Source organism: Hymenobacter guriensis (assembly GCF_015773195.1).
GTDB classification, from domain to species: Bacteria; Bacteroidota; Bacteroidia; order Cytophagales; family Hymenobacteraceae; genus Hymenobacter; species Hymenobacter guriensis.
Map to the genome: position 1 here is coordinate 13,026 of NZ_JADWYK010000023.1, position 24,867 is coordinate 37,892.

The following is a 24,867-nucleotide window of genomic DNA, read 5'->3' on the forward strand; positions in this document are numbered from 1 at the left end:
CCAGGGGGCCGAAAAGCCGAAAAAACGCTGTACCTCGGTTGACGCCCAAACGCACACCGGGATACAGCGTGGATCGGGGCACAGGCCAGGAGAAGTAAAGGCTACCCGACAACCCCTGGGCAGCTACGGCAGGATGGAGGCGGGGAAGTCCATGCCCTTCTTTTTCAGGCGCAGCAGCAGCTCAGTGACGGCCTGGTCCACCAAATCCTGTTGGCTGCGGCGGGTACCATCCTGCTGTTCGAGCATGAGAGCCGCATAGCGAATGCCCCAGTCCAGGGGTTGAGACAGCCGGTAGGCTTGGCCAACGCGCTCGGTGGGGGAGGGGGGGGGTACGGCTTTGCGTTTCGTCGAACTACCCGATCGGCCAGCAGCGACCGGGTCAGGAAAGCTGCCTTCGGCCGCGGGGGTAGCCAAAGAGGCATCAGTGTCCGGGTGAGCTGCGCTTGGGGGAGAAGTGACTTGATCAGGAGAAGATGTGGGAGTTTGCATAACGGTCATAAACAGTGAGGCCGGCAAATGGCCAATTGAGTTGGGCAACAAAGTAAGGTAAATCCGACATACGGGCAACCAGGGCGACCGAGGCGCCAGCTTCGCACTCGTGAGCGCGCACGTATCAGGCGCGCCTGTACACGTAAGGCGCGCGCACAACCCCAGCAAGCCAATACCTGGAAGGAAGGCAGTAGTACAAAACAAGCAAGGGAAGAAATCAAGCAGAAACGAGGAAAAGAAGGAAGTCCAAAAAAGCACAAAATCCGAATTGCGAGCCCTGCGCTTTTAGACTACTTTATGCCAAGTGTAAGGTTTAGTTTGTACTGCTTACTTGCCTACTGCTTGGGATGCAACTAGGCTATTTTAGTTTTTGTGCCTTGTGGAAAGTTTGGGGTCGCGCGCCCGATCACACGTACCCACGCAGGCGTGCACGCACGTACGCGGGCGTAGCGCGATGCGTAGGCGGTCAAGTGCACAGGTAGGTACTGGCACACATGCAAACCAGTCGTCGGGAGCAGTAAAGCGAGAAGGTTTGCTAGTAGCTTTTCAAGCTAGGCTAAGAAGCTCCAGTTTCTGCAGCCGCCGCAGGAATAGCATCCCGCGTAGGAGTACGCGTATAGGCGCACCTGAATACCCGTGCCTGAACGTGTGCTCAGGCACGAACTGCTGAGCAGACTGGCTGGCGAGTAGCCAGGTCAGCCATAACGTCGAATCAGCCAAGTGTAAGCTTTCGTTTGGACGGAGTTGCGACCAAGTGTAAGTTTTCGTTTGGGGCACAACCCGACTCCGGCAACGGGAGGCGAGTGTCATTGCAGCAACCAAACCCCGAGCGAGGTAGGGCAGAGGCGAGGGGCAGGGCTGAAGCGCAGGAAGAACTTCCCAACCAAGTGTATTCACCGGGCCGGGAACAAGGTTACTGCCGTTTCGGAAGCGACCACAGCAGCCAGGGTGTAGGTGCAGGCTACTAGCGCATCGGCAGCTGGGGTCGTGAGGATGAACAGTCGGGCATCACAGGTGCGTGTGAGGCGGTGAGTGCGTAAGCGAGCCCGCAGGTACGGGCCACGGGGACAGGAGCACGACACCCTCTACCAAGCAGGCACTGGCAGCACCCGTGACCAGGCCCCAATACAGCCGGCTTCAGCAGCTGGAGGGCTGGCAGGAATTGGGACAGCAGCTAGGGCAGTAAGGCAACCCGCTCGGAGCAGATCCAGGCAACCCTACTGACCCGGCTGACAGCGCAGGCGGATAGCCTAGCTCTATTGGCCTAAACAGGCGCTAAGCATAGTTAGCAAGAGGGGCATCACATACTCCACGCTAAAGCGATGGTAGTCAGTGATTTAGAGCGAAAATCAGAGATTTTCTGACACCAAAAGTTAGTATATAGTTGTTAATCAGTGTATTGTAAGGTGTCATCCCCAAAGGAATTGATACAATTTGCCCAATTCACCATTGATATTAAAATTAATTGCATACTTTTCCCTGCAAATTACTAAATGTCAGCCGTATTAGCGGCACCAACTTGCGTATTTATGACTCCTAATACCGTTGATTCCCCGCCTGACCACCAGAAGCGTAAACGCCGCCTTTCAAGCGCCCGCAAGCAGGTGTACCTGACGCACGAAGCCCATGGTTTAATGGTGCCAGCAGCTACCGCACTGGGGGTGACGGCCTCGGAATATGCCTCTGCGGCCATCACCTATTTTGCCCAGCGAGGCCTCGATCCAGTGAAGAATCAGGAGCGCGAAGGCATTGCCATTCAACGCCGGTTAGGGGAAGTAGAGGAGTTAGTCGTCAAGCTCGGTAACCGACTCTTTGGCTGGCTGACCCAGCACGAAAAGAACGTGAACCGCTCGGCCGAGTACTTGCACCGGGGCCTGTTTGGCTTCCTGCGCGGTCACGAAAAGAGCTTGTTTTCGTACCTCGAAACGCAGGGCAACCACGTACATGAACACCTCAGCGACCAGGAGGAACTGTTCCTGCTGCCACTCATGCGGGAGCTGCTATTGACCAACGTAGAGGCCCTATACGGCCGGCGCCTGGGCGAGCAGATTATGCTGAAAGTGCTGGGCCGGGACCTAGCCGAATACCCCAGCAAGCACCAGGAATTCAACCAGCGCCGGGATGCCGACATGAAGCAACGCCTCGATGCGTTCATCAGCAAACTCCTTCCGCCGCTACCACCAGGCAAGACCGCACCCCCACTAACGCCGGTGCCGGAACGGCCCCATCTAACCGGTAAAGCAGACCCGAAAGCGGCGAAGGCGGCTGTTGAAACAGAGCCCAAGACACCTTCGGCAGAGACGTTTTAGGCATCTACTACGCCCCCATGTACATCTTTATTATCAACCCGGCTATTCACGGAAAGAAGGCCTATACCAATAAAGGAAGCGCCAGGCGCGTAACGAACTATCTGGAGAAAGAAGCCAAAGCAACAGGCGAGCAAACCCTCTTTTTCAATGCAGACCGGACCGATATAAGCGGCAATGAAGCCGTACAGCTCATCGATTCCAACCGGAAAGGGTTGCGCAAAGAGGAGGATAAGTTTCATTCTATTGTGATCAGTCCCAGTGCCCAGGAGCTGGAACATATCGGCCACGATCCGCAAAAGTTACAGGCCTATACGGCCCGGGTAATGCAGGAATATGCCGCCAATTTCAGCACCAAATCAGGTCAGCCCCTGAGTGAAAAAGACCTGGTGTGGGTAGCGACGCAGCATAACGAACGCAAGCATCGGGGCCACGACGGCGCCCCCAGCGGACAAAAAAAAGAAGGGCCACAGACCCACATTCATATTACAGTTTCCGCTCGGGACAAAGAGCAAAAAGTTACCCTGAACCCTTGGGGGAGTGCAGCGCGCTTCAACCGTGTCACGTTTATGGCCAAAGGAAATGTGGCCTTCGAGGACCAGTTTGGGCCCGTAAAACAGGTCAGTCGCGAGGGTCAGTCGGCCGCTGGAGCCAGAGGAAACGATGAGCAGCAGGGACCCACACGCGGGCGGCGCGGGCGACAAACGGCTGAGGAAATGGCCGACTCCATCCGGCGTAGAGCTGCCGCGAAGGACGGCAGAAGTGGCCCCAATGGCGCCGGGAAGCAGGGGGAAAAGATCACCCGAACAGGGGATGATCTGCGCGATAAACAGCTATTCAACCAGGTGGATAAGGTGAATAAACAACTCCCGGCTGACCGGCAGTTGGTGCATAACAACGTGCTCGAAGCCGCTCGAAAACTGGACTACAGCAAGGCTTTCTATGGCCGGCTAGGCCAGCTGGGCAGAGAGGCCCAGAAGCAGCGGTACCACGATCTGCCCTATGAGTTTTTGCGTACTGGCAAAGATGCTAAGACGGCCGCCAACACCATTGCCGAGAATCAGCAGCGGGATAAGCGGCTCCTGGAGCAAGTCGAACGGCTGAATAAAAAGCTCCCCGAGAAGGAACAGTTAGTGCATCATGTGGTGCTGCAAATGGCCCGGGAGCAGGACTACAGCAAGGCTTTTTATGGGCGCTTGAACCGCATTGGCCGGGAGGCTCAGGGGCCCAAACACATCCGCGAGCCGTATGAATTTCTGCGAACCGGGCGTGTTCCCCGAGCAGAGAACAAGTTAGATTCTGACCAGCGGACTTCCCCTGCCTTACCTAGATCACCTTCGCTCGGGGGACAACTACCGGGGCATACTCCCCCTGTTTACGCGCGTGCTGGTGCCAGAACAGCGCGATCATACCAGCCCTCAACTGCCCAAACTGCAGCCGGAATAGGTCATGATTTAGGACGTGCTCTAAGCACTCAGGGCTATACGCAGGACGTGCGGGGCGACGAAGAGCGCGATTAAATTTAATAGCATAGAGGTTGAATTTTGGTAGCTTTCGGGGGCATTCTCAAAAAGCTAATCCACCAACATCCACATTATATGTCCACTGCACCCAGTACACCGACTGCCAGGCCCCCAGGTAGCGGTGGCAATGCGTCGCTTATCGGTTTGGTTCTACTGCTCCTCTTATTAGGTGGGGAGTACTACGTTCTTACAGACCGGGATAAGCCTAAGGCTAAGGCCACAACATCAGCGGCGGCCGCAAAGAAAGCTGCCAAACCAGCAGCCCCTAATCCACCTAAGCCAATTAAACCTGAGCCTGGTGCTCCAATAGATATTTTTGGTGCCGTTAGCGGCAGTGACAGCAGCGGAGACCCTATGGAAGGCATGGGCAATAAGGTGGCCGATATTGGTGGCCAAGCCGTCGATATGCAGGTGGGCCTAGCTGCCCGTGCTATTCTAGTCCTGGTATCTATTGCACTGATCTTCGTGCAGACTCCTGCACCGCCTAAAATTGGGGCTCCCCGGAAGATCCCACGTAAACCAAAAGATGTGGAAATGCCTGTCGTGATACTATGCGCGGTACTGGCGTTTGGAAGCGTCATGCTGCTTCTGATGGGCTATTGCCACGGCGAATTGCTTACAACTGGTTATCCTATCGCTAGTGCCCTGGTACTGGGCTGTGGCTTTATCGCTGGCCAGCTGCGAGCTGCAACCAAGCACATCGGTGGCCGGCTGCAGGCGGAAAAGGTGCGACGAGATACTGAGTATGGCATCGTGCTGCAAGCCGAAGGAAACCAGTTCGTGAACGTACCAAATCCATTCCGTGGAACACTAGTTTTAGGTGGGGCCGGAGCAGGTAAAACGTTTTCAATTGGCGAGCCATTTTTGCAGCAATTCGTCAAGAAAGGTATGTGCGGATTGATATATGATTTTAAATTTCCAGTATTAGCTAGTGCTGCACAGAAATCCTTGATTTATGCCGGTGAATTAGAAAAACCATTACTGCACCGCGTCATCAATTTTATTGATATGGAGCGTACGGAAAAAATTAATCCTTTACGCCCACAGGATATGCCTATGCCCGCATATGCAATGGAGTATGCTAAAACAATTCTTAATAACTTAAATCCTGGCGGCGCAAAAGGAGGTGATAATTTCTTTGAACTAAGCGCCGAAGCTTACTTGACGGGTATTATCTGGTTCTTAAAGAATAATTTTCCTGCCTTATGCACAGTACCGCATGTTGTAGCTATTGCAGTATATGAGGATTTTACGCACGTGCTGAGTATGTTAAAAACCGATCCCAGAAGTCAGGCCTTGGTGCAAAGTATTATTACTGCTGTTGAACAAAAGGCGGAAAAACAAGTAGCTGGCATTATTTCCTCTTTACAGATTGCCCTGGCTAGATTAGCTACGCCAGAAATTAGCTGGGTGCTTTCTCCAGACGAAGCCCGGGGTGAGGGTTTCTCGCTTGATCTGAACAACCCAGCAAACCCCACTATCCTGACCATCGGTAATGATCCTACCCTAGCTCGGACCTTTTCCCCCGTTATCAGCTGCATCATAGCGGTAGCCCTGAAGCTGATGAATCAGCAGAATAAACACCCTTCATTTGTTCTTATCGATGAGGGCGCAACCATCTATGTCCCCGGTCTGGAGGTGATTCCAGCCACGGCCCGAAGCAACAAAGTCGCCATGCTGTACATGACGCAGGACGTGGCACAGATGGTTGATGCCTATGGAAAAGACAAAACGCAGGTACTAATCAGCAACCTTAATAATCAGTTTTTCGGCAAGATTAATTCGGCAGAAACAGCCAAACTGGTCTCTGACATGGTCGGCAAAGAGGATGTAGAAATGGTTTCCGTCTCTGCTGGCAAAAGTATGGGAGGTGGGAAGGTAGGGGGCGGGCGTAACGTGAGCCAGAGTGTGAGTGTGCAGGAGCGCCAAGTCGTACGCGTGCAGGATGCCTATACGCTGCAACAAGGGGAGTTCATCGGACAAACCGTGGAAACACCTATGAGCTTCTTTCAGGCCCAGATACAGCGAGAAATTGAGCCAGGAGATTTCCCCATCCAACCTATTTCGGTTTTTGAAGATGCTGAAGGCGTAGTGACGCCGCAAATAGAGCGGGAGTTGAAGGCTGACCGTCAGCAGGCAGAGCGGCGCTTGCAGGAATTGGCCCGTACGCGTGAGCAAGTAGAAGACAACTTGAGCCGACAGTTTGATATGCAGCGCGCAGCAGCCAAGAAACGGCTACTGGAACGCCAGCACGCCCAAGTGAAGCAGCAGGCGGCAGAAGTCGTTGCTGGTTCCCAGAATCCGGGTGAGGAAAGTGCGGAAGGGTCACCTGTTCCAACGGAACCGAGCAGCACACCTCCAGTAGCCAACACGACAGCTGCTGCCGTCGATTTAAGGGCTGAAGTCGAAGCTGCCAAAGCCGTAGCTGAGCAAAGCCGGCAGGAGCACTTAACCAAGGATACATCGCCGGTAGGAACATTGGCCGCTGCTTCTAAAACAACCAATGAGGCACCTTCACGCGCAGAACCATCGCGGGAGGAGCGCCTACGTGATCAACAAGTGAAAGCGCAGAAAGCTCAACTGGAGCGATTACAAAAGGCGGAAAACAAGCCTTCTGATAGCCCAATGCAACGGATGATTGAGGCAAACCACCAGAAAATATACCGCGAGGTGACGGAGCTTATTGCCGGCATTGATCCAGCTACCCGGTTACCTCGCTTCCCCAATACGCTTCGGCCCAAAAACCAGGTCCCCACGCCAGCTGACCTTGGCGAATACTAAATGCGTGAGACGTCCCTCTTCGACTTGCTACAACAGCACCCGGTAATTTGCGCGAAGCCCTTCTGCCAGTGGGCGGCTATTGACATGACCCATCCCTCAAAAGGGCAGATTAAGCGTTTACGCCACGCCCTACGCGAACTGCTCGGGCAGCTCACGACACTGCAGCGGGTAACTAAGGGTAGTAATTATGACGGCCTGGCAGGCTTTCTTCTACGGGCGGATATAAACGCCCGCGGGTTGCTGGGTGAGCAGTATGCCGCTGCCTATGATTGGCTCCGCATACAGTGGCGGCAGCCATACCCTCCACCTGCCGTAGTGCACGCATGGAAGGTAGGCCTTGGCCAGCTGATCCACTGGGTCCGGTACTATAGCAGACCCCAGCATGATTTAGTCTTGTCGCCGCAAGGCCTGGCTCTGCAGCAGGTCGCCTTATGATGGTGGGTAGTAACCCCTTAACTGACACTTTCACTTTAAATAACTGAACGAATGAACTTCTACCGAAGTCCCGATAGCGATGCCTCAGATGGGGCGCCATCGTACGCTCGCTTGGCAGCTCGCCTGAGATTACTGCCTTCCTACGCCCATCCGAATTCTCAAGCTTTACTGGATAAGTTAGAGCAGGGAGAGATTGATTCTGAAGAATGCCTTCATGAGCTAACGCAGGATGTGATAAAGCGTACGGAGCACGCTCAGGAGCACGCCCGTCAACTTCAACTGCACGATACGGAGCAGCAGCGGCAGCAGCAGGAACAGCGAATGCGCGTTGATGAGGAAATTGCCAGTAATGCTACCACCGACGAGCCTACCATTGTCAATGCCGATGTTGATGCGGAAGATAGCCCCACGTCGGCTGACGATGCGCAAGCCAGCACCGCGCAGGCCTTTTCCCCTACTGCCCCACCTGCATCCACTGGAAAAGGTAGCTCTGGTGGTACCAATGGCATAGCACAAACACCGGGCAATTCCGCTATCAGTGAACTGGGGTGGAGTAGCAGTAATAATGAAGTGGATACTGCGGGGGTACTTGATTCAGGTGCCTTTGATGCCGGCACATCAGGCCAACACGGTTCCCTTGATGAGGATGACGAACGGGATGAGCGATTTGAGGACTGACCTGCCCATGAAGAAAATCACCAGGATTCAGAAAGGAGAGCGGAGGGCTAATAGTGTGGACTTACTGCACGATGGCCCTGAGTTGCCACGCGGGGAGAAACTAAGCCACAAACGCGCCGGGCGACAACTCAAATCACAAACCCCATCATCATCGGCCGAGTCGAACGCCGACCAATCTACTGTCATATGAATTACGGTTTTGGCAGCGGTGATATACCGCCGAACAAACTAGGTATTACTGATCCCGAAGTGATGCGATCAGCACAGCAGGTAACGACTGACTTCAGAACCGGAGAAATCCGGGAGGGACTAAAAGTAGTTCGAGGAAATTTCGATGCGGACCATTTCCGCAGGATACATGAGTACACCATGCAGGACGTGTATCCCTGGGCTGGTCAAACGCGACAGGATCTAAAGGACAATGCCCACCAGGATGTATCGCGCAATCGGCAGAGTATGGCTACTAACGAGCCGCTGGCATTCGAGGAAGCAGGTAAAGTGAATACGCGGCTTAACGCTATCAGTGCCGACCTACAGAAGGAAAATGGGCTAAAAGGGTTAGATAAAGGTGAGTTCGTAAAGCGGCTGGCCACGTACTACGATCAATATTACCAAGTAGCTCCGTTCCGAGCCGGCAATGATGCGGTTCTCAATATTGTCACAGAGCAGATTGGTAAGCAGGCGGGTTACGAGATACAACTTGAAAATGAACCAGGCGTTAAATTGGCGGCTGACAAGACCTTAGCTAAAGATGCTTCTAAGGGCGACCGGAGTGAATTGGAGAATGCTCTAAATGCCGTAACAAGACCTGCGCCAGGGCCAGAGGCTGAGTTGGCTCGCCGCCCAAGCCTACGAGAGAACGAAGTTCCCATCACCCGGGAGCGACACGAAAGTGCGCAAACCCGTGAACTGAATCAGGCCGGTATATTTATTCAGGACCATCTTAGCGGGCGGGTGGGGGGGAAAGACACATACGACCTACTGCGTCAGACGCAAAAGGAAATCAGCAGCGGTCAAATCAACAGCCAGAACCTGGAAGTGGCTCGACACATAAGCAATTCGTTACGAGGTCAGGGGATCGACCCCTACCTTGACCGCTTTGAGAAAGCAACCGCCGAATTGGCTGAGCTGAAGGGCTACTATGTCGAGCGCCCGACACAGGAGCAAAGCGTTTCCCGCACAAGCTTGGCACCCAGCCGTAGTGAGCAGGAACGGTAAATTCGTCCACTCCTTGCGCTATGTAGAAGAGTGGCGAACAACCAGCACGCTGGGTTGGCTTCACTCGCCACCAACCCCCCCCCATTTTTCCATATCTTTACACTAGCCAGCTTACCTGGTTGATTACTCACGCCAGGGAAGTGTCGGCCTTGTTACAGAATGAAAAAGGCCCCATCTGTTGATGGGGCCTTTTTTCTGACTCACTACAATTGAACAAGCTTTGTCATAAGCATGGCGTTGGTTAAAAGTTTAGTCCAAAAGTTGCATTTGACGGGGTAGTCTCTTATCCCCCAGCAGATTCCCTCTCGACGGTAAGTAAGGGGCTTAAGTCGAAGCGTATCGGTTAGGGCTTTGTCAAAGAAATCAAACTCTCCTTGCAGGTTGATGAGCTGCCGACTTGCGGGCGTAGCCGGCTGTTCACCTGGATGGTGCGCGTGTGCTGCAACCAAGCCATTGATGCCATACGCAACCCATCCCTTGACCTGCCCTCCGTGCCGCAGGCCCCGGCCCAGCGCTCGTTCAACCCCAAACACATTGGGGAGCGCGAACTGCTGCTGCACCTCAAGCCCGTCAGCGCGAGGTCATCGACCTGCTCTATTTCGGCGGCTGCACCCAGGCGGAAACCGCTGAGCAATTAGGCATTCCGCTCGCTACCGTGAAGACCCGGGCCCGGGCCGCTCTGCAAGTGCTGGCCCGCGTGGCCGGAGCGGGCTCCCGGCCAGGGCAACCATTATCCAGTGCTTTTTCGCGAGTGAATGCTTCGAAAAGTTAACGCATCTGCTAATGACAAATACCACATTGTATTCAAGGAAGGAACCTTATGGTTTCTCATACCTTTACCGTGCTTGTTTCCCGTCGTTAGCGCCCCCGCATGCCCACCTCTTCGGTTCCTTCCCCCAACGGTTCTGTGGCTCCCTTAGCCGTGCTCGACCCGCTCCTGCGGGATGTGCTGGCCATTTCCTTGACTGCGGTCAACGTGCTACGTCCGCTCCACGGCCCCTCCGGTGAACTGTTGGATTTTACCATAGAGTACCTTAACCCCGCCGCCCAGCGCATGACCGGCCTGCCCGAGCGTCCGGGCGACACGACCCGCAACCGCTTCCCCGACATCTTCACCAACGGCGTATTCTCGATGTACCGCCGGGTGATAGAAACCGGGGAGGACGGCCGCCTCGACTTCAACTACCAGGCCGATGGCCTGGACAATTATTTCCGCGTGGCGGCCCGGCGCAGCGGCGAGTGGCTGGTGGTCAGCTTCACCGACACAGCCGACCAGGACCGCAGCGCCGTCGAGCTGGCCCTGCGCGACAGCCAAGCCGCTGAGCAGGCCGCCCGCGCCGAGGCCGAAAGCCAGCGCCAGCGCTTCTATGACGCGCTCCAGCACTTGCCCGCCCAGGTGGCCACCTACCACGGGCCGGACCATGTGTACCAATTCGTGAACTCCCGCTACCAGCAGTATTTTGCTTCCCAGCCCCTATTGGGGCGCTCCATTCGCGAGGTTATCCCGGAAGTGGCTGAGCAGGGCGTATTTGCCATCATGGACCGCGTGTACCAGACCGGGGAGTCGTTTGCCAACCCGGAACTGGAAGCGTGGATTGACTTTGCCGGCACGGGCCAGCCGGAACAGGTATTCCTCAACATCTCGTTCTATGCCTTGCGCGACATGCAGAGCCGCATCGACGGGTTGCTCGACTTTTCCACCGACGTGACCGAGCAGGTGCGCGCCCGCCAGCAGCTGGAGCGGCTTAACCAAGAGTTGGAAACCCGCGTGCAGGCGCGCACCCGCGACGCCGAACGGCAGCGCCGGCAGTGGGAGCAGCTGTTTCTGCACGCCCCTGCCGCCATCTGCATTTTTGACGGCCCCGAGTGGGTGTATGAGTTCGTGAACCCCGGCTACCAGGCCATGTTTCCCGGCCGCGCGCTGCTGGGCAAGCCCCTGCTCGAAGCCCTGCCCGAGCTGCAGGGCCAGCCCCTGGTGCCCCTGCTGCGTCATGTGTACGAAACGGGCGAGCCGTTTCAGGAAACCGAGGTGCTGGTGCCGCTGGCTCGCTACGAGGGCGGCCCCGTGGAGGACATTTACTTTGACCTGACCTATACCGCCCGCTACAACGAGCAGGGGCAGATTGACGGCTTCGTGACGTACGCCTACGACGTGACCGAGCAGGTGCGGGCCCGCCGCGAGCGGGAGGCGATGGAGGCCGAGCGGCTGGACGAGGCCGAACTCCGCGCCCAGGAGCTCGAAGACCTGTACCAGGTATTCGAGCAGGCCCCGGTGGTGGTGGCGTTGCTGCGCGGACCCGAGCACTTTTTCCACTATCGCAACCCCGCGTTCCAGGGACTGTTTCCGGGCCGTCCCCTCACCGGGCGGCTGTATGCCGACGCCATGCCCGAAATCGTGGCCGCTGGCCTGATGCCGGCGCTAGACCGCGTGTATGCCACCGGGCAGCCCTACATCGGCACGGCCGTGCCCTTTGTCACCACGCCGCCCGACGGCTCAGCACCCCACGAGCGGTACTACGATTTCAGCTACGAGCCCTACCGGGAGGCCGGCGCGATTGTGGGCGTTTCAGTCTTCGCTTACGACGTGACCGCGCAAGCCCGCGCGGGGCAGGAGCGCGAAGCCCAGCGCCAGCAGCTGGCCGCCGTGTTTGAGCAGGCGCCCGTGGCCATGGCACTGCTGCAGGGCCCTGACTACGTGATTGAAGTAGCCAACACCCGCGTGGCCGAGCTGTGGGGCCGCACCCCGGACCAGGTGGTGGGCCAACCCCTTCTGGAGGCGCTGCCGGAGGTGCGTGACCAGGGATTCAAGGAGCTGCTCGACCAGGTAGTGGCCACGGGCGAAGCTTTCGTGGCCCAGGAAGTAACGGCCCTGCTGATGCGAAAAGGACAGCTCGAAACTGTCTATTTGAACTTTGTCTACCAACCCCTGCGCGACGCGGAGGACGCCATCCGCAGCGTGGCGGCCGTGGCCGTGGAAGTGACCGGGCAGGTGATGGCCCGGCAGCAGGTGCAGCGCCTCAACGAAGAACTGCGCGCCAGCAACCAGGAGCTGGGCACTTCCAACCAGCGCCTGACCCGCACCAACGTGGACCTGGACAACTTCGTCTACACGGCCAGCCACGACCTGAAAGCGCCCATTACCAACATTGAAGGGCTGCTTAATACGTTGCGGGAGGAGTTGCCGCCGCAGGAGCCCGGCAGCGAAGTGGTCTACATTCTCGACCTGATGCAGGACTCGATTGCGCGCTTTACCCGCACTATTACCCTGCTCACCGACGTGGCCAAGCTGCAGCAGGAGTACGACCAGCCGGCCGCTTCCACGGTGCTGGCCCCGGTCATCGACGCCGTGCGCCTGGACCTGGCGCCGTTGCTGGCGCAGGTCGGGGGCTCGCTGGAGGTCGCCGTGGAGGCCACGCCGACTCTGCCCCTGGCGGAAAAGACGTTGCGCTCGGTGGTCTACAACCTGGTGAGCAACGCCTTCAAGTACCATGACCCGGCCCGCCCGGCCCGGGTCATGGTGCGCAGCCGGGTGGAAGCGCCCTGGCGGGTGCTGGAGGTGCAGGACAACGGCCTGGGGCTGGACCTGACGCGCGAACAGGGGCTGTTTACCATGTTCCGCCGGTTCCATAGCCACGTCGAGGGCTCGGGCGTGGGCCTGCACATGGTGAAGAAAATGGTGGAAAACGCGGGCGGTAAAATCGAAGTAGCCAGTAAGCTCGGCCATGGCTCGACTTTTTCCGTATACCTGCCCGGCTAACCCTGTTTCCGCAGCTCGACGCTGTGCCGGCTGTTTTCCTTAGCTGACACCCCGCCATGCCGCTGCGCTCTGTTCTGCTGGTCGACGACGACCCGACCACCAATTATTTAAACCGCAAGCTGCTCACCAAGATGGGCATCACTGCGGAGGTGCTGGTGGCCCTCAACGGGCAGGAGGCCCTGGCGGCAGTGCATAACCACTGCCAGGAGGAGAGCCCTACGTGTCCGGAACTGATTTTTCTGGACGTGAACATGCCCCTGATGAACGGCTTTGAGTTCCTTGACGCCTACCGCGAGCTGCCCCCGGCGCAGCAGTGCGCCACGGTGGTCGTGATGCTCACCACCTCCCTGCACCCGCGCGACGTGGAGCGGGCCCAGGTGCTGCCCGTGTCCGGTTTCCTGACCAAGCCCCTGACGGCGGACAAGGTGAATGAAATCATTCGGGCGCACTTTGCAGCGGCCCCAGGTCCCCCGGCCGACTAAGCCCAGCGAGTGGCCAACCCAGGGGCTGCGCAGAGCCACCGCGCTAGCCCGGCTTCTTTTTGCGGAACTGCAAGTCACCGCTGAGCGCCTCGTGCTGGAGAATTTCCTCGTGCAGGTGGCGAGCCCGCGCGCCGGACTCTTCGGCTTTGCGGAAAAACAAGCCCGCCACCGCAGGCTGCTGGTCCTGCTGGAAGTGGTTGCCCAGCGTACTTAACAGCATGTGCGTTTCCTCCAGGCCGCGCATGGCCTGGTAAAGAAAGCCTTCGACCGACTGGGTCACTTCGCCCAGCAAGGCACTGACCGTATAGGCGTGGCCGGTGTGGCAGCGGTAGCGAATCAGGCGGCCTTCGATGAGCTGCGTGAGGGCGCCGTGGCACTCGGGGCAGGTAAAGGAGGTGAGCTGGCCGTGCGCGATGATGCCCAGGGCAAACGCGTCGCCCGCCTTGGCAATTTCCAGTTCCAGGCCCAGCAGGTCGAGCTCGGTTTTCTTTACCCGGGGCTTGGCGGGCGCCGGCTCGGTGGTGAGTTTCACCAGCAGGGCCGCTAACTCGGCCAGGGGCACGACGTGGTCGGCCTGCACAAATTCCAGCGCGTTCAGCGGCATGGCCGGGGATTCGGCATCCAGCGGGTCCTGCACCACGGCCAGCCCGCCCAGGCGCTGCACGCTCCACAGCCCGGAAGTGCCGTCGTCGAGGTAGCCGGTGAGCACAACGCCAATTACGCGGGGGCCGTAGCCGTAGCCCGCCGAGCGGAACAGCGCATCGATGCTGGGCCGGAAGCGGTTCTCTTTCGGACCCCGTTTGACCAGAACCTTGTCGTCCTCCAGGAGCAGGTGGTGGTCGGGCGGGGCCACGTACACGGTGCCGGCGGCAAACGCTTCGCCATCGCGCGCGTGTTTGACCGTGAGCGCCGACACCGCGTTCAGTAGCTGGGGCAGGATGCTCACGGAGTCGGCCCCCACGTGCTGCACCACAAAAACGGGCGCGGGAAAATCCGCCGGCAGGGCTTTAACCAACTCCAGTAGGGCCGTGACGCCGCCGGAAGAAGACCCAATAACCACAATGTCCCGGTGGGACCGGTGGGTTCTATTCGGAGGCTGATGCGTCATAGTTCCCTTAGTGAGTAAAGCGGAGAGAAAGGTCGGCTAAGCTTGCAAAGTAAGGATTTGCCTCAGCCCTAACACGGCAACCGCGCGCGGAATAGGCCCTCTTATAGCAGCAGGGGGATAAACTTACTCTAAGCAACCTGCGCGTAGGCCCAGAAAGCCACGCCGTATAGAGCCTAGTGCTAAACGAGATAGCAGCAACTGGTCAGTGGATGAGGCAAAGCATCGCCATAGGTTTAACAAGCTAACCTCGCTGTAGTTGAGCCAGGTCAATGGGCTAGTGCTACGAGAATCGATAGTACTTGCGGGAATGTTTAAGGATTGGTAAATGCGGCTTTTGGACCAAACTTTTAACCAAGGCCAAGCATCTGGCTGCAGGACGGGCCATTTACCCGGCCAAGCCGTGACAAAGAACTAGATTTCCTATACGTGCCCCTTACCGCTACCTCCCTAATCGAGAGAGCCTACTGTATAGCGAAGAAGGACAGCAAAGGCTACCAAGAACTACTCTATTACCAGCCGGGCGAAATGACGCCCAGCGGAGGTTTGAACTTCAATCAGGTAGACGCCCGGAGCATAGTGTGCCAGCGACCAGCTCCATTCGACAAGGGGGAAGGCCTGCAGCTGCTTGTGGTGCAGCAACTGGCCGGTGAGGGTCCGAATATAAACCTGGACCAGACCAGCCTGATGATCCAGGCCTGTTAAGTGCAGGGAGGCTTGCTTGCCGGCGTGCGCCGGATTCGGCCAAACCTTCAGCTGCAGGGTATGCCGAGCTGGCTGCAACGAGATACTTTCAGAGTAGGTAGCTGCGCCATTCTGATCTACCTGGTGCAGGCGATAATACGTCAGCTGCTCCAGTGGGTGAGGGTCCACCAGGCGATAAGCACGTTGCTGCGTCGAGGTGCCGGCCGCGGCCTGGCGCCCGACCGGTACAAAGTGGAGTCCATCCAGACTTCGCTCTACACTAAAGTACGCGCTGTTCTTTTCCTGGGCGGTACTCCAGTTGAGGGTTGCGCGGTTTGCTTCACTTACCTGGCCAGATAAGCGGAGCAGTTCAACCGGTAATGGTTTGCCGGGCGAAAGGAGAATAGTATTGGAATACAGCCATTGGCCATCCCGGTGGTACATCTCGACCTTGAAGTAGGTAGGTACGGTAATGGCGGATAACGGCCGCGTCAACGCAACTCGGCTCACCGAACTGTCTTGCGCAATGGGTATACCCGGGCCGAGAGGTAGAAACTGGGTGTTGTCCTGGGACGCAAAAATCCGGAAGTGCTCAGCATGATAGTGGCCACCTACGGTCCAGGTCAAAGTAGGGACGTCGTTGATTAGTTCACCTTGCAGAACCGGCTCCATCCTGGCGGCACGGAAGGCCATTGGTATACTTCCCGTGTACTTTGGTAGGCCGTTGCCATCCAGCACATATTCGAAAATGGCAAGCTCGTAGACGTGTCCGATAGTGAGGTTGCGCAGGTATACTATCGTATCAGCACCACTGCTAGAGTAGGTACTCCTGGAGAGTATGTATGTTTTATCTCCTACGCGAGCAGCAGGGCTAAAGTCATTATTCAGTTTTTGGTTATACAGAATTCCGTCTACTGGCTCATACAGGGCTTGCTGCCCTTCGCGCACTTCCTGAGCAAACACCACGTAGTGCGACCCGGTGCCAGGCTTCCAGCTTACCTGGGTCAGGCCTTGATTGTAGGAAAAGGGCACAGAGTAGTTTACCCGTAGGTCAGACGGTGCTACTGGCTCTGGTTCCGGGTACGTTTTAACCAGTGTATAAGCTGGTGCTTGGCTGAGTAGATAGGTAGGTTTTCCACGCTGATCTACATTGTACTCATATACTGCCAGCTGGTAGTACGTATCAGGTTCCAGGTTAGAAACCGTCACGCTGCTGTCCTGCCCGGCGTACACCACGAAGGTACCGGGCTGCGTTTGACTGCCCTGGCCAAAGGCAGTAGCGCCCTGGTAAAGCGTGTTTTGCTGGGGAAGCATCAGCCCATTGCTGAAGGCAATTTGATTAACAACGACAAGGCGCCGTACGCCATTGCCGTTGGTCCACCGTACCCGGGCGGTCGTAGTGGTTGTATCACTCTGAGCTGCGCTCGAAGCCGCTACCAGCGGTTCCGTAGTGCTGCAGCGGGGAACGGTGAAATAAGCCGTGTCCACGGGCGCAGCGTAGCCAGGATTCGTACATGTATTGCCCCCGGTTCCATCCCGCTCGGTCTGGTATTCATAGGCAACGAACTTATACCGTTCTCCAGGGATCAGGCCGTACAGAGTGGCCGTCGAGTCGGGGCCCAGATACATCGCGTAGGTATCCGGGGCCACCGCCTGACCCTGCCCATAGAGATAATTGGGAAAGTAGAATTGACCGGACTGGGGCTCGGTACTCAGGCTTACTCCATCGGCCCCGCTGGGTAGTCGTTGAATTACAAACAGCCGGCCATCACCGTTTCCTGGGAGACACGTCAGTTGCGCAGTTGAGCAATCTACAATCGAAGCCGACGCCCCCGATGCCCCAAGGCTCGGCGGCGTAGATGAGGAGAAGTCAGGAGTAGTAAAGTAGAGAGTTGCCGTCGTGACCAACGGGCTATATACCGGGCCGGATGCAGCGTCAAGGGAAGTAGAATCGTAATAGGCAAACACGTCGGCTCGGTATTCGGTATTAGCCTGCAGCCCGCTGATGGTAGTAGCCTGGCCACTATCGGCATACACGACAAACTGACCCGGTGCCAACTGTTGCCCGGCCCCGAAATAGGAGCTGGAAATGTAGGAAATACCTTGTTCAGGCTCCGGCATTGCGTTAGTAGCCGAAACAGCCTGCAAAACAAGCAGGCTACGTTTGCCATGATAGCCACTGGAGGGCGATGCAGTCGCTGAGGTCCAGGCAATAGTTACCTGGTTGCAGCTGGGAGGTGAGGTAACCGGTAAATGGAGGGCCGTGTCAGGTGGCGGTACTACTGCGTAGGCCGAGTAGGAGCAGCAAAGAAAAAGCAGCAGCCCCCAGGCTTTGAGAATGATGTTCATGGTAAGTCAGGAAAGGAAGAGAGAGGAAGCCGCAGCACTAACCACGAAACAGGCTGAAACTGAAGGCCGAGGCGAGTAGTGTGGTACCGGCCATGATCAGCGCCACCGCAACCAGGTTTCGCAGGTTGCGACGCCAAAATGTGCGGCGCTGCCGGCGGCCGCGCAGGCGGGCAGCGTGTGGCCTCAATGCGCAGGGCCGCATAGCGGCATAATTCGGAGCAGGCGGAGCCGTAGCAAGCGGCTGATACACCCATTGATGTACCCGACGCACAAGCATCGAGCAGCCACCGGCCAGTACTACCGGGGTGAAAACGGAGCGAGCAGAGAGGTGATTCATGAGGCGGCTAGTAGTAGAGATAGGGAAGCCACAGCTCACTCAGATTCACCGGCAACAGCGGCGCCGGCAGCAGCTGGATATGCTCACGGGTTTCGTTCAGGTACTTGCGCCCCGAACGGTAGGTCAGGCCCAGCAGCAGCACCACGGCCGCGGCGATGGGTAGGGTCATAGAGCTGATGGTCGTCAGCATTGAGCCGGCCAGCAGCAGCAGCAGCGCTACGAAGGCGCCCAGTACCAGCAGGACCGGCAGATACAGCAGCTGCCACGGGCGGCGGGCCAGGTTTCGTGCTACCGCTACCGAGTCGGGACGCAAGCGGGCGGGGCGGGCCAGCCAGGCCTGCGCAACCGACTGCCGGTAGGAGGAGAGACGCCGGAACAGCAGGCCTCCAAACCCCATCGCGCCGAGCAGGGGCAGCAGAAAAAGGGGCCATAGGGCAGGACTTGGACCGGCGTTGTAGATATACACTACCATGGCCACTGCCCCAGCCAGCAGCAGGGGCGTTGACTGGAGCAACCAACGAAACATGGAGGGCTGGACCACTTTGCCTGTCGCAGGCGATTGCCAACCGGCATCCAAGTCAGGAAGGAACACCTGGGCGGATTCCCTGCCCATGGCCAGCAGACGTAAGTGTGATAACCGGCGCTGGCGAAGCCACGTGGCTGCTTCCAGGTCTTCGGCAGGTTGCGGTGCGCACAGAACCTGCGCGTGCAGCGCGTCGAAGGCGGTGGCTTCATCCGGTGTGGTCTGGAGTACCAGGTCAGGCACGAGCTGGTCTCGGCCAGTCAGTAGCAGCAAACTGGCCGAGATGCCCGCAACACGTAACGTCTCGATGACCTGCGCGACGCTGATACCTACCAGACCCCGCGTTTCCGGTTGCTGCCTGAGCAAGCCCAGGGCCACGACTTCTGCCTGATCAAGACTAATAAGCGGAGCTGGTAACAGTTGATCCTGCCAACTCCGGTGGCAGGAGGGAAGTAGGCCCGAGGAGTCGGTGTCAGCGGTTAGGGTAGAGTGCATTTCCATACTGGCGGAGCTGAAAGCGTGAAGGGTGAGAGAAGCGTAGGCATAAATGATTTGGGGAAAATGTAAACGCAATTAATTCTAGTTGCAAGTAAGTTATTTGAAGATGATAATGCGATTAATTATAGTTGCATTAGGGCGCAAAAAAACGGCCTGTGAGTACAGGCCGTTGAGGTGATGAGAGGGCAGAGGACTACAAACGAGCTATAGCCTTAAAGGCTAAAAGCCCCGAAGCTGGTGCTATATGCGAACCGTTGGGGTCATAATTGGTAGCGAGGGTTACTTATAGAGAAGTGACAATTTCTGAGAAAGGATCGTATCCTGTAAGTGAAAAGGCGCCGATGTAGCCATCCAGGGCGCCGGCTTTGAGAATGAGCCTTTCCAAGGCCTCATGCTCATCCATACCATCGGGAATATCGCGCTGCGCCAGCTGCACGGAAGCTTCGGTGCCGTCGGGCATCTCCAAGCCGATATGAAAGACAACAAAGTATTCCTGCTCATCCACTTCAGGTTCAGGTTCCGTAAGGCCCGCTGCCCGGGCTTGCTTGAACAACTGGTACCGCTGTTTCCACTCCTGAGAATGAACTAGGTCTTGTTCAAAAAGGGTGGACATACCAAAGGTATAGAACATCAATTCAGTTACCTGGTGAGGTCCATAGGCATACAGGCGGCCTCCCAAGGGTGTATCTTCATAAGCTTCCCGGCTGGCAAATCCCTTTGTTGCCAGTAGCGCCAAGTGCGCCGGCGTTAACTCGTCATAAGCCACAAATTTGAATTTGGTTTCAGATAGATAGTAGTAAGTCGTTTCCAGCATCAAATCAATGTCGGTCCAAGCTGTGCTTGCCGGCTCGGGCATTGCCTGCAGCAGCTGGCTAACTGGAACGTGCAGAAACCTTGCAATGCGCTGCAGCATCTCCACGGCCATACCGGTTTTTCCATTCTCCAGCTTGTTGAATGCCGGGCGGCTCATACACAGATGATCGGCAATCTGTTGCTGGGTAATTCCTTGTTTCTGGCGTAGCAGCCGCACTTGACGATGTGGATTCATAGTTTCAGTCGTTTTGCCAAAGCAACGGTTTCCGGCGCAGCCGTGCCAGTATGTTCTTTCTTTTCACCCCCGGCAACGAAAGGCCTGCAGCAGGTCATTGCTTGCCTCTGGCCGATACCTGTATTCGTACCCATGAAATGTAGAAAGCCCCTTGACCAATAGGCCAAGGGGCTTTTTCATCAGTACCGTTAAGCTATTGCATAGCTCAGTAAAGGTACCCGTTTCTTAGCGAAAATGGAAGCGTATCCCCCCGCCGTAATAGCGCGGCCAGCTAGTGACGGGAGGGCGAAAGGCCAGGTATCCCTGCGATGCCTGGCCCGACAACGAAACCCAGTTGGTCAGGTACACATCAGCCGTAACTCCAATTTCCGGCCCGGCCGAGAACCCTTGCGTTACCTCCCGGTGGCCGCCGCTGGCCTCAGTTGAGGATTGAGTCATTCGGTCGTAGCGCCCGTGCAGCTGCAGCGGCAGGTGCACGTACATGGCCTCCCCCAAGCGGAATAGCTTTGGTGCGATTCCTAAGCCAAAGTCATACCCATAGTAGGGGGTATTGCGGCCCGTTTTTGGGTGATCTTCCCGACCGGATTCGCGTAGGGCTACCACGTCGAGGCGGACGTTATCGGAGAGGAAGCGCGAGTAACCGAATCGGTAGTAAGTGCCTTCCGAGGCCTTGCCATACTGCAGAGTAAGGCTGTTAAGATGCTTGACCTCGCGCTGAGCATGGGCAGCCATCGGCCGCACCAGGCCCAATATGCTAACCGCGCCGAAAAGGGCGACGCGCAGAAGTGGGTTCATAAAATGTAGAGTTAGTACCTGAGAGTAAAAGAGTCACTAGGTTCGTTGAAGCGCAGCGTTAGAAGCTGGAGTGCTGCGTCTCCAGCATGCCCTGCATCGAGGCGACAAACACCTGCTCCGACACGGCCTGCTCCGTGGCCAGCTGCGTCGGGCCCTTTACGGCCGAGGCCGCGAGCAACGATTCAGCTTTTTCCCGGTATTCCTGGGCCTTCGCCATGTTATCCGCAGCGCGGGCATGAGCCAGCACCCGTTCCCCATCCGTCATCGAGAACTTGTTGGGCGTGTTCAGCCCGTCCTGCAGCTCCACGGCCTGGGCGGACATTTCATCCGCCATTTTCTTGTAGCGGAAAGCCATCGCCACTTTCTCCTGCTGGCTGCTGTTTTCCAGGGCCAGCGTGTTCAGCACCGCCAGTTCCTTTTGCTCCTGCATCTCCAGTACGTTCCGCCGAGTGCCTGACGTGCTCGATACAACGTTGAACATCTCCTTCACCTGTACGGCATCAGCATCGGTGGCCGAGGCCAACCGTTGCCCGAAGCTGGAGCCCTGGCCCAGGGAGGGCAGAGCCTGGCCCAGCTTGATGTTGGCCAGGTTGGTTACCAGCGTTTTCAGGTCCCGCATATTGGATATTTTCAGGTCCTTGATGGCAACTACCTTTTTCAGGTCTTCCCGGATCTGCCGCTGCAGCGACAGTCCGTCCTCCGTCAACGAGCGGACTTCGCCGGTAATGTCACGGATGCGCCCGGATATATCCTTGGTTACGCCGGCAATGCTTCTGGCATCCTGGATGATTTTGTAGTTTTCAACTGTTTTAACCCAGTCACGGGCCTTTTTGGCAAACTCGGCAACCTGGGTCGCGATGTGCGGCAAGTCGGTCGTCAGCCATTGCGCCGCCGCTGGGCGCGGGGTAACAGCCAGCGCTGTCCCGAAGCAAAGTGCGACTACTGCTTTCTTGAAGTTTTTCATGGGTAGAAAGGTTAGGTGAACAAAAAACGGCCCCTCGCCGGCCAGCTGACGGAGCACTCACGGGCCGCCTAGAGTAACGCCGGGCTAACCAGGAGAAGAGCAGCAAAAAGTGGAGTTACCGCCTAGGAGCTTCAGGCGTCGCGTAGGCGGGGGGCAGGTTGTCATAGCCAGGCTGCCCAGGGTAGCCCCCCTGACCAACGCCCTGCATCAGCGGGCTTTGCATCGGGTTGCCATCCTGGCCCATCGGACCCGAAGTTTGCGTCAGGCCGCCTTGCTGGTAAGCGCTGGCAATTTTTCCGGGGCGGGTAAGCAGTACCGGGTAGCCATCGGGCAGCGTCACGTCGCGCAGGCGCACGCCACCACGCGGCAAACGCCCCAGCATGGTGACGCCGGCACGGCCGGCGATACCCTTCCAAGAGTTGGCGGCCTGCGTGCTTTGCATGATGGCCGTGCTGATTTCCTGTGAGCCCGTCTGCATCATGGAACTGCCCAGCCCTTCCTGGCCCTGGGGCTTCACCCGTTTGGCCGGGTCGATCATGATGCCCGGCATGTAACTGTAGTTGTATACCTCAACGCCCACCTTGTACTGCCCGAGCCGATCAATGGTGAGCGTGACCCGATTGCTCTCCACTGTAGCCAAGGCGGAGAAAATCATGTTGCGAGGAAACGTTACTCCCCCAAACGTGGCTTCCTCGGAAAGGCGAAGCATAACCACCGAGCCGGTGCGAACCACCTGGGTACCCTGAATACTGCAGCGGTAGAAAATATCGGGCAGGATCATTTCCTCCTCAGCCGGATTCGCGTTGCTGCCCCGGTAGCGAACGGTATTAAACCCATCCATACCAGGTATGTAGGCCATCTCGGCCCGGCGCTTGTCAGCCTCGCTGACTTGCTGCTGCTGGCTGGCCAGCAGCGGCCGGTACCGGCGCCCGGTCATGCGCTCGTAGTTATCGTGCACGCCCTTGGGCAGGTTCTGGAGCATCATGTTAATCTCATCATTCGTCTCGAAGGGCGTCCCATCCTTATCCCGGGTTGGCCGGGGGGAATAGGCGCTTGCCTGATTCAGGTTGCCCGTGGACGTGGCCGACCATTGCGCCCGACGCGGAGCAGCGCCATTATTAAGCGCCACCCGCTGACGGGAAGCGGTCTGCTGGCTGTATTGTCCCGTGGAGGGGTCACGGCGGGTTTCCTGCACTTGCTCCGTGTTGGCCGCCCGCGCCGCATCGGCCATTCGGGCCCGGTTGGCGGCTTGTTCGGCCGGAGTCAGTTGCGGCTCAGCAGGCCGGGCCGGCGCCGTTTGTCCGCTGGTAAGCAGATCCTCCGGGGCTAATTCTTCCTGCTGGGCGGGCCGGGCGTTTTCAGCCATTGCCTGATCGACCGCCGCGAGGGGTTCTTTTGTATCGGGCGGCGAAGGCGACTGAGTAAGCGCATCCATTTGCTCGGTCGAGGCAGCGGCCGTAGGCGACTGCGCGGCGGCCTCGCTTTCCAGGGAAAACCAAATTGCGGCCACACCGCCCACAATTAGGACGACCAACGCAATAAGAACCGTGAGCTTGTTGTCGAGCAGCTTCTGGCCCCAGTCTACCTTTGCTTTCTCTGGCTTTTCCGCTGCCGCAGGTACGGCAGCGGCTGCTTCCGGTGCAGGGGTTGGGCTTTCAACTTCCGGGGCCGGCACCGGTGGGGGAGTAGCCTGTCCCCCGCCGATGGGGGTCATGTCTTCGATCGAATTCATACCTGCTTATTGAATGAACGTTGGAGCCGTATTGATCACGTGGCTGGGCACGCGCAGCTGGATTGCCCGCGCTCCACTTAACTCACGCAGGCCGACCGCCAGGTGACCCTCATTGGTGGCCGCGTACAACGGCACAGCATAGTAGATATAGCCGGTAGAGTTGCCTTTCACTCGCTGATTGGGATGTCCGCCAGCCGGCATCATCGGGCGCCGGGCCTCATTGCGTTTTTTTCCCAGGAAGCGGCGTTTGTCATTTTCTACCAGGGTGAAATCGGCAAAATCTACCTGGTAGTCGATACTGCTGTTATTAACCAGCTTGAAGCGCATGTACGTGAACTGCTTGTCATTGCGCACATTGGTCAGGGAGAACGACAGGCGGTTGTCTACTATGGCCACGCTATGGATTTCATCCCTGTATTGATCAAGGCGGCGCAGCAAGGCGTTGATGCGGGCTTTCTTGCTCGCGGCCCGGTCCATGGCCAGCTCGTTATCGGGTCCGACCCCGGTAGAGGTTTCCTGCAGGACCGCGCCAGTGCCGGTCTGCAAACCTCCATCCGTGGATTGTACGTCGCCGCTCAGATCTACCTGCACATCCCCGACAATAGCATCCGGGCTGCCGAGCAGGTCCGCTCCAGTAAGCGCCGCCGGGGCCGGGGGCGGGTTCAATGCTCCCGGCTTCGTGAAATCATACAACGTCAGCACTGGGCGCTTGACGGTGACCAGCCGGCCAATCCAGTACTTGCTGCCATGCCGGACCATAATCGGCGTAGGAGCTGAGGCGTTTTTGCGACCCCGGATAAAGACGGAGTTGGCCTCAATCTTCACCAGGTAGTTATCCATCATGCCGACGTCCACCAGTGACACCGTACCGGGAAACACGAGGTACGTCGTGGAACTGTCCGAAACGGCAATGTCCAAGGCCGTAGCAGTAGCACCAGGCGGGGTGGGCGGCGGGGGAGGGGCAAGGCGCTGCATAGTGAAATGCTGACCTTCGGAGGTATAGCCGCCCGTGTGCATGCCCGCGGGGCCTGGTGCAGGCGCCGCCGGTGAAGAGGGTGAGTAAACGGAAAGCTGGGCCGGCAGCGGCTGCGCGCGACGCTGCGCGTGAACGGTGGGAGCTGCAAGTAATCCCAGACCGAGCAGGATATAAAGTTTCACGAGAG

The 24,867-nt window shown here is 57.6% G+C and carries 19 protein-coding genes; 9 read left to right on the plus strand and 10 right to left on the minus strand.

What is annotated here, in order from left to right:
• Positions 1–123 precede the first annotated feature (123 nt).
• A complete protein-coding gene (locus I5L79_RS23540; RefSeq protein ID WP_262894930.1) occupies positions 124–246 on the minus strand; it encodes a hypothetical protein in 123 nt (40 codons plus the stop codon).
• A gap of 1,772 nt (positions 247–2,018) precedes the next feature.
• Here I5L79_RS23540 and I5L79_RS22335 point away from each other — a divergent pair.
• The 9 genes from I5L79_RS22335 (at position 2,019) to I5L79_RS22375 (ending at position 13,669) form a co-directional block, all read left to right on the plus strand.
• A complete protein-coding gene (locus I5L79_RS22335) occupies positions 2,019–2,798 on the plus strand; it encodes a hypothetical protein (RefSeq protein WP_196957317.1) in 780 nt (259 codons plus the stop codon).
• A gap of 17 nt (positions 2,799–2,815) precedes the next feature.
• Complete coding sequence (locus tag I5L79_RS22340) at positions 2,816–4,315, plus strand: DUF5712 family protein (RefSeq protein ID WP_196957318.1); 1,500 nt, start codon at positions 2,816–2,818, stop codon at positions 4,313–4,315.
• A 78-nt stretch (positions 4,316–4,393) separates the two neighbouring features.
• Positions 4,394–7,099 carry a TraM recognition domain-containing protein gene (locus I5L79_RS22345; protein ID WP_196957319.1) on the plus strand — a complete coding sequence of 902 codons (2,706 nt, stop codon included), beginning with the start codon at positions 4,394–4,396 and terminating at the stop codon, positions 7,097–7,099.
• 486 nt (positions 7,100–7,585) lie between these two features.
• Positions 7,586–8,212, plus strand: coding sequence for a hypothetical protein (locus I5L79_RS22350; protein ID WP_196957320.1), 627 nt, complete (start codon positions 7,586–7,588; stop codon positions 8,210–8,212).
• A gap of 186 nt (positions 8,213–8,398) precedes the next feature.
• Positions 8,399–9,430, plus strand: a complete 1,032-nt coding sequence (locus I5L79_RS22355) for a Fic family protein (RefSeq protein ID WP_196957321.1) — start codon at positions 8,399–8,401, stop codon at positions 9,428–9,430.
• A gap of 374 nt (positions 9,431–9,804) precedes the next feature.
• Positions 9,805–10,068: a hypothetical protein gene (locus I5L79_RS22360; RefSeq protein WP_196957322.1), complete on the plus strand. Its 264-nt coding sequence runs from the start codon at positions 9,805–9,807 to the stop codon at positions 10,066–10,068.
• Positions 10,020–10,202, plus strand: coding sequence for a sigma factor-like helix-turn-helix DNA-binding protein (locus I5L79_RS23855; protein WP_394368824.1), 183 nt, complete (start codon positions 10,020–10,022; stop codon positions 10,200–10,202). Before I5L79_RS22360 ends, I5L79_RS23855 begins: the two co-directional genes overlap by 49 nt.
• A gap of 99 nt (positions 10,203–10,301) precedes the next feature.
• Positions 10,302–13,187, plus strand: a complete 2,886-nt coding sequence (locus I5L79_RS22370; RefSeq protein ID WP_196957323.1) for a PAS domain-containing sensor histidine kinase — start codon at positions 10,302–10,304, stop codon at positions 13,185–13,187.
• Positions 13,188–13,243: 56 nt separating this feature from the next.
• Complete coding sequence (locus I5L79_RS22375; protein ID WP_196957324.1) at positions 13,244–13,669, plus strand: response regulator; 426 nt, start codon at positions 13,244–13,246, stop codon at positions 13,667–13,669.
• Between the two features lie 43 nt (positions 13,670–13,712).
• Here the strand turns inward: I5L79_RS22375 and I5L79_RS22380 are convergent, their stop codons facing one another.
• From I5L79_RS22380 to I5L79_RS23705, 9 genes are all read right to left on the minus strand, one after another.
• Positions 13,713–14,777 (minus strand): chemotaxis protein CheB, encoded by a 1,065-nt coding sequence (locus tag I5L79_RS22380; protein WP_196957325.1) that lies wholly within the window; start codon positions 14,775–14,777, stop codon positions 13,713–13,715.
• Between the two features lie 501 nt (positions 14,778–15,278).
• Positions 15,279–17,807, minus strand: a complete 2,529-nt coding sequence (locus I5L79_RS22385; RefSeq protein ID WP_196957326.1) for a T9SS type A sorting domain-containing protein — start codon at positions 17,805–17,807, stop codon at positions 15,279–15,281.
• Positions 17,808–17,844: 37 nt separating this feature from the next.
• Complete coding sequence (locus I5L79_RS22390) at positions 17,845–18,144, minus strand: hypothetical protein (RefSeq protein WP_196957327.1); 300 nt, start codon at positions 18,142–18,144, stop codon at positions 17,845–17,847.
• Positions 18,145–18,151: 7 nt separating this feature from the next.
• A complete protein-coding gene (locus I5L79_RS22395) occupies positions 18,152–19,162 on the minus strand; it encodes a hypothetical protein (protein WP_196957328.1) in 1,011 nt (336 codons plus the stop codon).
• A 286-nt stretch (positions 19,163–19,448) separates the two neighbouring features.
• Positions 19,449–20,213, minus strand: coding sequence for a helix-turn-helix domain-containing protein (locus I5L79_RS22400; protein WP_196957329.1), 765 nt, complete (start codon positions 20,211–20,213; stop codon positions 19,449–19,451).
• A gap of 225 nt (positions 20,214–20,438) precedes the next feature.
• A complete protein-coding gene (locus I5L79_RS22405; protein WP_196957330.1) occupies positions 20,439–21,008 on the minus strand; it encodes a hypothetical protein in 570 nt (189 codons plus the stop codon).
• Between the two features lie 58 nt (positions 21,009–21,066).
• Positions 21,067–21,972, minus strand: a complete 906-nt coding sequence (locus I5L79_RS22410; RefSeq protein WP_196957331.1) for a hypothetical protein — start codon at positions 21,970–21,972, stop codon at positions 21,067–21,069.
• A 115-nt stretch (positions 21,973–22,087) separates the two neighbouring features.
• Positions 22,088–23,704: a conjugative transposon protein TraM gene (gene traM / locus I5L79_RS22415; RefSeq protein WP_196957332.1), complete on the minus strand. Its 1,617-nt coding sequence runs from the start codon at positions 23,702–23,704 to the stop codon at positions 22,088–22,090.
• A gap of 6 nt (positions 23,705–23,710) precedes the next feature.
• Entirely contained in the window at positions 23,711–24,862 is a 1,152-nt protein-coding gene (locus tag I5L79_RS23705; RefSeq protein WP_196957333.1) for a DUF4138 domain-containing protein, read from the minus strand.
• Positions 24,863–24,867: the final 5 nt, after the last annotated feature.

Excerpts from the sequence above, each read along its gene's own strand:
- I5L79_RS22395 (WP_196957328.1), bottom strand. The coding sequence starts at position 19,162 with ATGCACTCTACCCTAACCGCTGACACCGACTCCTCGGGCCTACTTCCC.
- I5L79_RS22355 (WP_196957321.1), top strand. The coding sequence starts at position 8,399 with ATGAATTACGGTTTTGGCAGCGGTGATATACCGCCGAACAAACTAGGT.
- I5L79_RS22390 (WP_196957327.1), bottom strand. The coding sequence starts at position 18,144 with ATGAATCACCTCTCTGCTCGCTCCGTTTTCACCCCGGTAGTACTGGCC.
- I5L79_RS22340 (WP_196957318.1), top strand. The coding sequence starts at position 2,816 with ATGTACATCTTTATTATCAACCCGGCTATTCACGGAAAGAAGGCCTAT.
- I5L79_RS23540 (WP_262894930.1), bottom strand. The coding sequence starts at position 246 with ATGCTCGAACAGCAGGATGGTACCCGCCGCAGCCAACAGGATTTGGTG.
- I5L79_RS22345 (WP_196957319.1), top strand. The coding sequence starts at position 4,394 with ATGTCCACTGCACCCAGTACACCGACTGCCAGGCCCCCAGGTAGCGGT.
- I5L79_RS22370 (WP_196957323.1), top strand. The coding sequence starts at position 10,302 with ATGCCCACCTCTTCGGTTCCTTCCCCCAACGGTTCTGTGGCTCCCTTA.
- I5L79_RS22400 (WP_196957329.1), bottom strand. The coding sequence starts at position 20,213 with ATGAATCCACATCGTCAAGTGCGGCTGCTACGCCAGAAACAAGGAATT.
- traM (WP_196957332.1), bottom strand. The coding sequence starts at position 23,704 with ATGAATTCGATCGAAGACATGACCCCCATCGGCGGGGGACAGGCTACT.
- I5L79_RS22385 (WP_196957326.1), bottom strand. The coding sequence starts at position 17,807 with ATGAACATCATTCTCAAAGCCTGGGGGCTGCTGCTTTTTCTTTGCTGC.
- I5L79_RS22335 (WP_196957317.1), top strand. The coding sequence starts at position 2,019 with ATGACTCCTAATACCGTTGATTCCCCGCCTGACCACCAGAAGCGTAAA.
- I5L79_RS22375 (WP_196957324.1), top strand. The coding sequence starts at position 13,244 with ATGCCGCTGCGCTCTGTTCTGCTGGTCGACGACGACCCGACCACCAAT.
- I5L79_RS22350 (WP_196957320.1), top strand. The coding sequence starts at position 7,586 with ATGAACTTCTACCGAAGTCCCGATAGCGATGCCTCAGATGGGGCGCCA.
- I5L79_RS22380 (WP_196957325.1), bottom strand. The coding sequence starts at position 14,777 with ATGACGCATCAGCCTCCGAATAGAACCCACCGGTCCCACCGGGACATT.
- I5L79_RS22405 (WP_196957330.1), bottom strand. The coding sequence starts at position 21,008 with ATGAACCCACTTCTGCGCGTCGCCCTTTTCGGCGCGGTTAGCATATTG.
- I5L79_RS22410 (WP_196957331.1), bottom strand. The coding sequence starts at position 21,972 with ATGAAAAACTTCAAGAAAGCAGTAGTCGCACTTTGCTTCGGGACAGCG.